Genomic DNA, 9,600 nt, shown 5'->3' with positions numbered 1-9,600 from the left:
GCGCAGCGCGCCGATCCGGTGGCTGGCGGCCACGGCACGCACCCCGCTGGATTGCCCGGCCACGTCGGCCACCACGTCGGCGATGACCTGATCGGCCGACGGGTGCGCTGAGTACTCGAGTCGCACCACCCGCCGTCCGCCGTCGTGGTCGCGGATCACGCCGACGAACCCGACGATGGCGCCGGCGGATTGATGCCCCACCAACTCTTCGTGCTCGGCCAGCGAAATCGGGTGCTCGGTCATGGCAGCGCGCACGACGAGCGTCATCGCTGGTGATCTTTACCGGCGAGTTGGTCGAGCGCGTGATCGAGCACATCGGCGAGCACGCCCAGGCCGTCGCGCACGCCGCCGGGCGAACCCGGCAGGTTGACGATCAGGGTCTGACCGGCCACGCCGCACACGCCGCGCGACAGCACCGACGTCGGCACCTTGGGCAGGCCCGACTGGCGGATCACTTCGGCCAGGCCCGGGATCAGGTAGTCGACGACGGCCACGGTCTGGTCCGGTGTGCTGTCGCTGGGTGAGATGCCGGTGCCACCGGAGGTGATGATGACGTCGACCTCGGCGTCGATCGCCGTGCGCAGTGCGTCGCCGACCGGCGGCCCGTCGGCCACGACTTCGGGCTGCGCGGCCGAAAAGCCCCGCTCGGCCAGCCATTCGGCGATGATCGGGCCGCATCGGTCGTCGTACACTCCCGACGACGCGCGGGTCGAGGCGATGATGACGCGGGCTGAACGGGTGCTCATGGGCGCGCCCACCTTCCGGTTTTGCCGCCTTCCTTGCGCAGCACTCGAATGTCGTCGATCCGTGCGGCCGGGTCCACCGCCTTGATCATGTCGTAGAGCGTCAGGCCCGCGACGCTGACGGCCGTGAGCGCTTCCATCTCCACCCCCGTGCGGTCGGTGCTTCGCACCGTTGCGTTGATCTCGATCTCAGACTCGCCGACCGTGAAGTCGATGTCGACCCCCGTGAGGGCGAGCTGATGACACAGCGGGACGAGGTCGCTGGTGCGCTTGGCGGCCTGGATGCCGGCCACCCGGGCGGTGGCCAGCGCATCGCCCTTGGGCAGGCCGCCGGTCGAGATCAGCGCCACCACGTGCGCCGAGGTGCGCAGGACGCCCGCGGCGACCGCGGTCCGCTTGGTGGCCACCTTCTCGCTGACGTCGACCATGTGCGCAGCGCCGTGGTCATCCAGATGTGACAGCGCGCCCGAGCCGGGCTCATTCGACGCCCAGTTCGCCGAGGCTTGGGAGGCCTCAGAGGCCCTGGCCATCTGGCGACCTACCGATTGACGACGGTGACCGGGTGCAGGTAGGGCAGATCGGTGGAGGGCAGCGGAAACACCAGCTCGCCGAAGGGGGACAACGCACCCGTGCGATCGGTCACCAGTTCACTGACCGCGTGGTCGTCGGGGTCCGTCGTCGGCCAGCCGTTGTCGACGTACTTGGTCTTGCGGGCTTTGCCCTCAGCAGTGTCAGCCACGAGGTCCATTCTTACAGGTGGCCGAACCGCATGTGGCGCAAGACCGGAGTTCGAGACGCGTTGCCGTGCGCGCCGGTGTTCACCACGCTGGTGAGTCGCCGGGTTGTCGAGGTCTGCTGGGTGGCCGCGACCTGCTTTACGCTGGTCAGCAATGACCGACAACACCCCGGATATCCCGCTGGGGTCGTGGCTGGCCGAGTTATCCGATGAGCAGCTGATCCGACTGTTGGAATTGCGGCCGGACCTCGCCCAGCCCCCACCCGGCAGCATCGCCGCGCTGGCCGCCCGCGCCCAGGCCCGCCAGTCGATCAAGGCCGGCACCGACGACCTGAACTTTTTGCGGCTGGCCGTGCTCGACGCGTTGCTGGTGCTGCAGGCCGACGCCGAGCCGGTGCCCACGCCCAAGCTGCTGGCGCTGATCGGTGACCGCGCCCCCGAGACCGACGTGCTGGATGCCGTCGACGACCTGCGGCAACGCGCCCTAGTGTGGGGCGAGGCCGCGCTTCGGGTGGCCGCCGACGCCGCGACGGGCATGCCGTGGCATCCGGGCCAGGTCACCCTCGAGGACACCTCGCGCAGCGCCGAACAGATCGCCGCCCTGATCGACGACCTCACCGAGGCACAACTCGACGTGCTGGAGAAACTTCTCGAAGGCTCGCCGATGGGACGCACACGCGACGCCGCGCCTGGCGCGCCCACCGACCGGCCGGTGCCCCAGCTGCTGGCCATGGGCCTGCTGCGGCGCATCGATGCCGAGACGGTGATCTTGCCCCGCCACGTCGGACAGGTGCTGCGCGGCGAGCAGCCCGGTCCCATGCAACTGACCGCTCCCGACCCGGTGGTGTCGACCACCACGCCCGACGATGCCGACGCCGCGGCGGCCGGGGCCGTCATCGACTTGCTGCGCGAGGTCGACGTCCTGCTCGAAACCCTCTCCGCCGCGCCGGTTTCCGAGCTGCGCAGCGGCGGCCTGGGAATCCGCGAGGTCAAACGGCTGAGCAAGGTGACCGGCATCGACGAGCAGCGGCTGGGTTTGCTCCTCGAAGTCACGGCCGCGGCCGGATTGATCGCCAGCGGCATGCCCGACCCCGAACCGGTCACCGGCGAGGCGCCGTACTGGGCGCCGACGATCGTCACCGACCGCTACGCCGCGCTGTCGGTCGCCGAGCGCTGGCAGCTGTTGGCCGCCAGCTGGCTGGATCTGCCCGGCCGGCCGGCGCTGATCGGCAGCCGCGGCCCCGACGCCAAGCCCTACGGGGCCCTGACCGACGGCCTGTACTCCACGGCCGCGCCGCTGGACCGCCGGCTGTTGCTGGGCATGCTGTCCGAGCTGCCCCCCGGCGCCGGCGTCGACGCGGCGGCGGCGTCGGCGGCGCTGATCTGGCGGCGTCCGCGCTGGGCGAAACGGTTGCAGCCCGGGCCAGTCGGGGACCTGCTCGCCGAGAGCAACGCCCTGGGCCTGGTGGGCCGCGGCGCCATCAGCACGCCCGGCCGCGCGCTGCTGGACGACGACGGCGATCCGCAGGTCGCCATCGAGGCGATGAACCGGGCGTTACCCAAACCGGTCGATCACTTCCTGGTGCAAGCGGATCTGACCGTGGTGGTGCCCGGGCCGCTGGAACGCGACCTGGCCGAGCAACTCGCCGTCGTGGCGACCGTCGAATCCGCCGGCACCGCGATGGTCTACCGCGTCAGCGAGCAGTCGATCCGGCACGCGCTCGATGTCGGCAAGACGCGCGACTGGATGCATTCGCTGTTCGCCAAGCATTCCAAAACGCCGGTGCCTCAAGGCCTCACCTACTTGATCGATGACGTGGCGCGCCGGCACGGGCAACTGCGGATCGGCATGGCCGCGTCGTTCGTGCGCTGCGAGGACCCCGCGCTGCTGGCCCAGGCCGTGGCCGCGCCGGCGACCGAAGAGGTGCAGCTGCGGGCCCTGGCGCCGACGGTCGCGGTGTCGCCCGCGCCGATCGGCGAGGTCCTCACCGCGTTACGCGCGGCGGGGTTCGCCCCGGCGGCCGAGGATTCCTCCGGCGCCATCGTCGACGTCCGTCCCCGCGGCGCCCGGGTGTCCACCCCGCAGCAGCGCCGGCCCTACCGTCCGGCCCGGCGCCCCAACACCGAAAGCCTCAACGCGGTGGTGGCGGTGCTGCGCAAGGTGACCGCCGCACCGTTCGGCAACATCCGCGTCGACCCGGCGGTCACCATGACGCAGTTACAGCGCGCCGCCAGGGAACAAGACACCCTGGTGATCGGTTATCTGGATGCGGCGGGGGTGGCCACCCAGCGCGTCGTGTCGCCCATCACCATCAAGGGTGGCCAGCTGGTGGCGTTCGACTCCGCGTCCGGTCGGCTGCGTGACTTCGCCATCCACCGCATCACCTCGGTGGTGTCGGCCACCGGCCGATAATGGTGAGCATGCCCGCCGACGTCAAACAGATCGAAAGGAGTGGCGCTGACTATGTCTGACGGACCGTTGATCGTGCAGTCCGACAAGACGGTGCTGCTCGAGGTGGATCACGAGCAGGCCGGCGCGGCGCGCGCCGCCATCGCGCCCTTCGCCGAGCTGGAGCGCGCACCCGAACACGTCCACACCTACCGCATCACGCCGCTGGCGCTGTGGAACGCCCGCGCCGCCGGCCACGACGCCGAGCAGGTGGTCGACGCCCTGGTCAGCTTCTCGCGCTACGCGGTGCCCCAACCGCTGCTGGTCGACATCGTCGACACGATGGCCCGCTACGGCCGCCTGCAGCTGGTGAAGAACCCCGCGCACGGTTTGACGCTGGTGAGTCTGGATCGCGCGGTGCTCGAAGAGGTGCTGCGCAACAAGAAGATTGCCCCGATGCTCGGCGCCCGGATCGACGACGACACCGTCATCGTGCACCCCAGCGAGCGCGGTCGGGTCAAGCAGATGCTGCTCAAGATCGGTTGGCCCGCCGAGGATCTCGCGGGCTACGTCGACGGCGAAGCGCACCCGATCAGCCTGGCCGAGGACGGCTGGCAGCTGCGCGACTACCAGCAGATGGCCACCGACTCCTTCTGGTCCGGCGGATCGGGCGTGGTGGTGCTGCCCTGCGGCGCCGGCAAGACTCTGGTGGGCGCGGCCGCCATGGCGAAAGCCGGTGCGACGACGCTGATTCTGGTCACCAACATCGTCGCGGCGCGGCAATGGAAACGCGAGCTGATCGCCCGCACGTCGCTCACCGAGGACGAGATCGGCGAGTATTCCGGCGAGCGCAAGGAGATCCGGCCGGTCACCATCTCGACGTATCAGATGATCACTCGCCGCACCAAGGGCGAGTACCGGCACCTCGAGCTCTTCGACAGCCGCGACTGGGGGCTGATCATCTACGACGAGGTCCACCTGCTGCCGGCGCCGGTGTTCCGGATGACCGCCGACCTGCAGTCCAAGCGGCGCCTCGGCTTGACCGCCACGCTGGTCCGCGAGGACGGCCGCGAGGGCGATGTGTTCTCCCTGATCGGCCCGAAACGCTACGACGCGCCGTGGAAGGACATTGAGGCGCAGGGGTGGATCGCGCCCGCCGAGTGCGTCGAGGTGCGGGTCACCATGACCGATAACGAGCGGATGCTCTACGCGACCGCCGAACCCGAAGAGCGGTACAAGCTGTGCTCGACGGTGCACACGAAAATCGCTGTGGTCAAATCGATTTTGGCAAAGCATCCCGGCGAGCAGACCCTGGTGATCGGCGCCTACCTCGATCAGCTCGACGAACTCGGCGCGGAGCTCAACGCCCCGGTGATCCAGGGGTCCACCCGCACCAAGGAACGCGAAGAGCTGTTCGACGCCTTCCGCCGCGGCGAGTTGTCCACCCTGGTGGTGTCCAAAGTCGCCAACTTCTCCATCGACCTGCCGGAAGCGTCTGTGGCAGTGCAGGTTTCGGGTACGTTCGGCTCACGCCAGGAGGAGGCGCAGCGGCTGGGCCGGCTGCTGCGGCCCAAGTCCGACGGCGGCGGCGCGATCTTCTATTCGGTGGTGGCGCGCGACAGCCTGGATGCCGAGTACGCCGCGCACCGGCAGCGCTTCCTGGCCGAACAGGGTTACGGCTACATCATCCGCGACGCGGACGACCTGTTGGGCCCCGCGATTTAGCCTGGGGCCCAGGCTTTTCAGCGCGACAGGATGGTCGCCGACGCGGTGCCGGGCGCGCCGTACACCTGGGCCAGGCCGACGCGCGGGTTGCCGGGCACCTGGCGCTCGCCCGCCTCGCCGCGCAACTGCCGCACCAGTTCATGCATCTGCCGCAGGCCCGACGCGCCGATCGGCTCGCCGTTGGCGATCAGCCCGCCGTCGGTGTTGACCGGCATCGAGCCGTGGATCTCGGTGGCGCCGTCGGCCAGCAGCTTCTCCTGTTCGCCGTCGGCGCACAGACCGGTCTCGGCCATGTGGATGACCTCGGCGCCGGCGTCGGTGTCCTGCAACTGCGCGACGTCGACGTCCTCCGGGCCGATTCCGGCCGCCTCGTAGGCGGCCTTGGCGGCATAGACCGTCGGTGAGGCGTCCTCGTCCAGCGGCGCCGACGTGGCGTGCACCTCGTAGGCGCCGAATCGCCGGGTCCGAATCTCGCAGGCGCGCACATAGACCGGCTTGTCGGTGAACTTCTCGGCCATGTCCGCGCGACACATGATGACCGCGGCCGCGCCCTCGTCGGGCGCGCAGAACATGTACTGCGTCAGCGGGTAGTTCAGCGCTGGCGAGGCGAGGATCTCCTCGACGGAAATCTCCTTGCGCCGGAACGCGTTCGGGTTCAGCGCACCATTGCGGAAGTTCTTGTTGGCCACCCGCGCCAGCGTCTCCTGCGAGATGTTGTGGTCGTGGATGTACTTATTGGCCTTCATCCCGAAGAACTTGGTGGTGACGAATTGGCCGTTGTTGGCGTACCACTGGGGCAGCGCCAGCTTGGCGGGGTCGTCCGTGAAGGCGCCGCGCGGGTGCTTGTCGAGCCCGATGGCGATGCCGATGTCGTACTTGCCCAGCCGGATCGTGTCGGCGGTCTGCTGAATGGCGCTGGCCGCGGTGGCGCAGGCGTTGAACACGTTGGTGAACGTGATGCCGGTCAGCCCGACCAGCCGGGTCACCGCGTCGGGATTGGAGACTTCGTAGCTGCCGCCGAAGCCGAACTGGATGTCCTTCCAGTCCACGCCGGCGTCTTTGAGCGCGAGCTGCACGGCCTCGGCGCCCATCTGCATCGCGGTCTTGTCGAACCTGCCGAACGGGTGCAGGCCCACGCCGATGATGGCGACATCGTTGGTCATCTCAGACTCCTCTGGATTCGACGGTGGCGACCCGCTTCGCCCGGCTGCGCAGCGCTCACGATCGCCACGGGCGGACGGTGGCGACCCGTTTCGCCCGGCTGCGCCGCGCTCACGATCGCCACTCAGACCGGCTGGAAGGCGAACGTGATGATTTCGGCGCCCTCGTCGTCGGTGGCGAACGGCACCATGGTCAGTTCGACCTCCTGGCCGAACTGCAGCTTGGCCGGGTCGTTCTCGGTGAGCCGCCCTTCGACGCGGATGACGTCGCCGAGCTGAACCAATCCCACGCCGAACGGCACGAAGTCCTTGCCCGTCGGGCCGGCGTAGGGGGCGCCGGGCGGGAAGCCCTGGGTGGTCCACGCCACCAGCGTTCCGCGTCGGGGCAACAGCACCTCGGACATCTCGCCGGCGCTGCAGCGCGGGCACCACTGCTGCACCGGGAAGGTGGTCGCCTCGCAGCTGCCGCATCGGCTGCCGATCAGCTGTGGGCTCTCATCGGGCCAGGTAGAGATCTCAGGCGCAAGTGCCTTCTGCATCGAGGGATCCTCCACAATCCGCCAACAGAATATTGCTCACTGAACCGTATAACAGCTTTCCGAAAAGTGGAAACCGCATTCTCATCCTTGTGCGGGCGCCCGCGCCAGGGGCGGGCGGGCGCGCAGCGATATGTTGGGCGCATGACGGTCACGGTGATACTGGAGCTCAGGTTCAAGCCCGACGAGGTCGCCGCGGGGCGCGAGCTGATGGGCCGGGCGCTGCAGGACACCCGGGCGTTCGACGGGAACGTGCGCACGGACGTTCTTGTCGACGAGGACGACGAAGCGCACTGGCTCATCTACGAGATCTGGGAGACCGTCGAGCACGACGAGGCCTACCGCGCCTTTCGCGCCGGCGAAGGCAAGCTGACGCAGCTTCCCCCGCTGCTGGCCGCGCCGCCGGCCAAGACCAGGTACCTCACCAGCGACGTCTAGCGCTAGCCACGCCACCGGCTCACCCGGCCCGCCATGGCCGCGAACAGCGGGTCGGGCAGCAATAGAAGCGCCCGATTTCGGGCGTTCTCCAGGACGGCGCTGCCCGGCGCGGTGAATCGGGAGCCCGCCTTGGACGCGCCGTACACAGCGAGCATGCGCAGCCATCGCCGAGACAGCCCGGGCACGCCGTGGCGGGCCAGCGTTATCGCGTCTTCCATGGCCAGCGCTGCCCCCTGGCCGAAGGTCGGCCGCATGCAGTGCGCGGCGTCACCGATCAGCACGACGATGCCGCGGGCGAGTCGACGGGGTGGTCGCGCTTCGAAGATTTCCGGAGTGATCATCTCGCCGGCCGTCGCGGCGTCGATCAGGGCCGGCAAGGGGTCCGGCCAGTCGCGAAACGACCGCAAGTCCGGGTGCCGGCTCCGGGTGCCGCCGTAGACGTAGGTGCGGCCGTCGACCAATGGCAAGATGCCGAAATCGGCTGTGCGGCCCCAAATCGGACCGAAACCAGTAGCGAGCTCACGGTCGGCTATCCAGGCCCAGCCGGTGACGCCGGTCGAGCGCGGCGACGGCGCGTCCGCAAACAGCAGCTTCCTCGTGACACTGCGCAGTCCGTCCGCGCCGATCACTAGATCGAACCGGTCCGCCTTGCCGTCGACGACAACCGAGCCATCGGCAGCGACCGCGGTGACGTTGGCCGCATACCGCACACAGTGCGAGGGCAGCGCGGCCGCCAACCAGGCAATCAACGCGGCGCGCGGCACGGTCGCGAACTCATCGCCTCCGGCGAGCTGCGCCAGGGTGCGTCTGACCAAGACCCGCCCGTCGCGGGCGCGTACGGTGGCCGCCGTCCGGGACCACGGGTCGGTCACCACGTGGTGGCGCACACCCAGAATCGACAAGCACGCCAACGCGTTTGGGGCGAGCGCGATGGCTCCGCCCATCGCGGAGGGACCGGGCGTCTTCTCGAACACGGTGACGTCGTGGCCGTCCTGCCGGAGCGCGATGGCAGCCGCCAAACCCGCGAATCCTCCGCCGACGATCCCTACCCTCATGCACACACCATCGCCGTACTCAATCGCCGAAGCACCGGGGCCTTGCTAGCTCAGCGCCGGCATGACCTCCCGTTCGAACAGCTCGATGCCCGATCGGTCGTAGGCCGCCTCGGGGAAGTAGCAGATCGCGTACTCGCAGCCGAGGTCGCGGATCTTGGTGAGCCGCTCGATGACCTGTTCCGGTGTGCCCGTTGCCGAGTCGGGGCCGCTGGTCCCGGCGATCATCGCGTCCGCCGCAGCCTCACCGACGTAGCCGGCTAGGCGGTCGCGCACCCGCTGCAGCCGGTCTTTGACGTCGGCCTCCGAGGTGCCCACGATGGCGTTGACGTTGACCGACCGCACGATGGCGTCGAAGTCGGTGCCCACGTTGCGGCAGTGCTCGGCCAGCACGTCGGACTTGTGCGCGAACGCTTCCGGCTCGGGAGTGAAGTTGGTGTACTGCGCGTATTGGGCGGCGATCCGCAGCGTCACCTTCTCACCGCCACCGGCGATCCACAACGGAATGCCGTTGCCCTGCAGGGGCTTAGGCGCGACGATCGCGCCGTCGACCTGGTAGTGCTTGCCGTCGAAGCTGACCTTGCCGTCGCGCCAGGCATCGCGCATGATCTGCACTCCCTCATCCAGGCGACCCAATCGCACACCCGCCGAGGGGAATCCGTATCCGTAGGCGCGCCATTCGTGTTCGTACCAGCCGCCGCCGATACCCATCTGGATGCGGCCACCGGAGATGATGTCGGCCGTCGCGGCGACCACCTCGCGGATCAAGCTCGGCCAGATGTGCACGGCGATGAGCTACCGCAACCCCGTCTACCTGGCCA

The 9,600-nt window shown here is 69.2% G+C and carries 11 protein-coding genes and 2 pseudogenes; 3 read left to right on the top strand and 10 right to left on the bottom strand.

Annotated elements, in window-relative coordinates:
- From A5624_RS23950 to A5624_RS28320, 5 genes are all read right to left on the bottom strand, one after another.
- A partial coding sequence (locus tag A5624_RS23950; RefSeq protein WP_197519025.1) for a molybdenum cofactor biosynthesis protein MoaE occupies window positions 1-267 on the bottom strand: 267 nt, incomplete at its 3' end.
- Window positions 264-746: a molybdenum cofactor biosynthesis protein B gene (locus A5624_RS23945; protein ID WP_066872063.1), complete on the bottom strand. Its 483-nt coding sequence runs from the start codon at window positions 744-746 to the stop codon at window positions 264-266. The genes A5624_RS23950 and A5624_RS23945, both read right to left, overlap by 4 nt.
- Entirely contained in the window at window positions 743-1,273 is a 531-nt protein-coding gene (moaC, locus tag A5624_RS23940; RefSeq protein ID WP_066872056.1) for a cyclic pyranopterin monophosphate synthase MoaC, read from the bottom strand. The genes A5624_RS23945 and moaC overlap by 4 nt, the downstream gene beginning before the upstream one ends.
- Before the next feature lie 8 nt (window positions 1,274-1,281).
- Complete coding sequence (locus tag A5624_RS23935; RefSeq protein WP_174320979.1) at window positions 1,282-1,482, bottom strand: hypothetical protein; 201 nt, start codon at window positions 1,480-1,482, stop codon at window positions 1,282-1,284.
- An 11-nt stretch (window positions 1,483-1,493) separates the two neighbouring features.
- Window positions 1,494-1,634, bottom strand: coding sequence for a hypothetical protein (locus A5624_RS28320; RefSeq protein WP_156749166.1), 141 nt, complete (start codon window positions 1,632-1,634; stop codon window positions 1,494-1,496).
- Here A5624_RS28320 and A5624_RS23930 point away from each other — a divergent pair.
- Both A5624_RS23930 and A5624_RS23925 read left to right on the top strand, forming a co-directional pair.
- Entirely contained in the window at window positions 1,634-3,892 is a 2,259-nt protein-coding gene (locus A5624_RS23930) for a helicase-associated domain-containing protein (RefSeq protein ID WP_066872053.1), read from the top strand. The genes A5624_RS28320 and A5624_RS23930 overlap by 1 nt on opposite strands.
- Before the next feature lie 51 nt (window positions 3,893-3,943).
- Window positions 3,944-5,593 (top strand): DNA repair helicase XPB, encoded by a 1,650-nt coding sequence (locus A5624_RS23925; protein WP_066872049.1) that lies wholly within the window; start codon window positions 3,944-3,946, stop codon window positions 5,591-5,593.
- A gap of 17 nt (window positions 5,594-5,610) precedes the next feature.
- Here the strand turns inward: A5624_RS23925 and A5624_RS23920 are convergent, their stop codons facing one another.
- The 3 genes and pseudogenes from A5624_RS23920 to A5624_RS23915 all read right to left on the bottom strand — a co-directional run bounded on the left by A5624_RS23920 (window position 5,611) and on the right by A5624_RS23915 (window position 7,292).
- Window positions 5,611-6,756: a thiolase family protein gene (locus A5624_RS23920; RefSeq protein WP_066872046.1), complete on the bottom strand. Its 1,146-nt coding sequence runs from the start codon at window positions 6,754-6,756 to the stop codon at window positions 5,611-5,613.
- 23 nt (window positions 6,757-6,779) lie between these two features.
- Window positions 6,780-6,878: pseudogene (locus A5624_RS29195) on the bottom strand (hypothetical protein); the annotation flags it as partial.
- The gene (locus A5624_RS23915) at window positions 6,879-7,292 is read right to left on the bottom strand and encodes a Zn-ribbon domain-containing OB-fold protein (protein WP_066872060.1); all 414 of its coding nucleotides are present in this window, start codon (window positions 7,290-7,292) and stop codon (window positions 6,879-6,881) included.
- A 141-nt stretch (window positions 7,293-7,433) separates the two neighbouring features.
- On the opposite strand from A5624_RS23915, the gene A5624_RS23910 reads away from it, so the two are divergent.
- A complete protein-coding gene (locus A5624_RS23910; RefSeq protein ID WP_008253825.1) occupies window positions 7,434-7,727 on the top strand; it encodes a putative quinol monooxygenase in 294 nt (97 codons plus the stop codon).
- Window positions 7,728-7,729: 2 nt separating this feature from the next.
- On the opposite strand, the gene A5624_RS23905 is transcribed toward A5624_RS23910, so the two are convergent.
- Together A5624_RS23905 and A5624_RS23900 are read right to left on the bottom strand one after the other, a co-directional pair.
- Entirely contained in the window at window positions 7,730-8,782 is a 1,053-nt protein-coding gene (locus tag A5624_RS23905; RefSeq protein ID WP_082990646.1) for an FAD-dependent oxidoreductase, read from the bottom strand.
- 45 nt (window positions 8,783-8,827) lie between these two features.
- Window positions 8,828-9,532, bottom strand: a pseudogene (locus A5624_RS23900) (LLM class flavin-dependent oxidoreductase); the annotation flags it as partial.
- Window positions 9,533-9,600: the final 68 nt, after the last annotated feature.

The organism is Mycobacterium sp. 1482292.6 (assembly GCF_001672995.1).
GTDB classification, from domain to species: Bacteria; Actinomycetota; Actinomycetes; order Mycobacteriales; family Mycobacteriaceae; genus Mycobacterium; species Mycobacterium europaeum_A.
The sequence above is the reverse complement of the archived record's forward strand: the minus strand, read 5'-3'. Positions and strand labels throughout refer to the sequence as shown.

What these genes read in the sequence shown, in the direction of transcription:
- A5624_RS23945 (WP_066872063.1), bottom strand. Translation starts at nt 746, where the DNA reads ATGAGCACCCGTTCAGCCCGCGTCATCATCGCCTCGACCCGCGCGTCG.
- moaC (WP_066872056.1), bottom strand. Translation starts at nt 1,273, where the DNA reads ATGGCCAGGGCCTCTGAGGCCTCCCAAGCCTCGGCGAACTGGGCGTCG.
- A5624_RS23930 (WP_066872053.1), top strand. Translation starts at nt 1,634, where the DNA reads ATGACCGACAACACCCCGGATATCCCGCTGGGGTCGTGGCTGGCCGAG.
- A5624_RS23925 (WP_066872049.1), top strand. Translation starts at nt 3,944, where the DNA reads ATGTCTGACGGACCGTTGATCGTGCAGTCCGACAAGACGGTGCTGCTC.
- A5624_RS23920 (WP_066872046.1), bottom strand. Translation starts at nt 6,756, where the DNA reads ATGACCAACGATGTCGCCATCATCGGCGTGGGCCTGCACCCGTTCGGC.
- A5624_RS23915 (WP_066872060.1), bottom strand. Translation starts at nt 7,292, where the DNA reads ATGCAGAAGGCACTTGCGCCTGAGATCTCTACCTGGCCCGATGAGAGC.
- A5624_RS23910 (WP_008253825.1), top strand. Translation starts at nt 7,434, where the DNA reads ATGACGGTCACGGTGATACTGGAGCTCAGGTTCAAGCCCGACGAGGTC.
- A5624_RS23905 (WP_082990646.1), bottom strand. Translation starts at nt 8,782, where the DNA reads ATGAGGGTAGGGATCGTCGGCGGAGGATTCGCGGGTTTGGCGGCTGCC.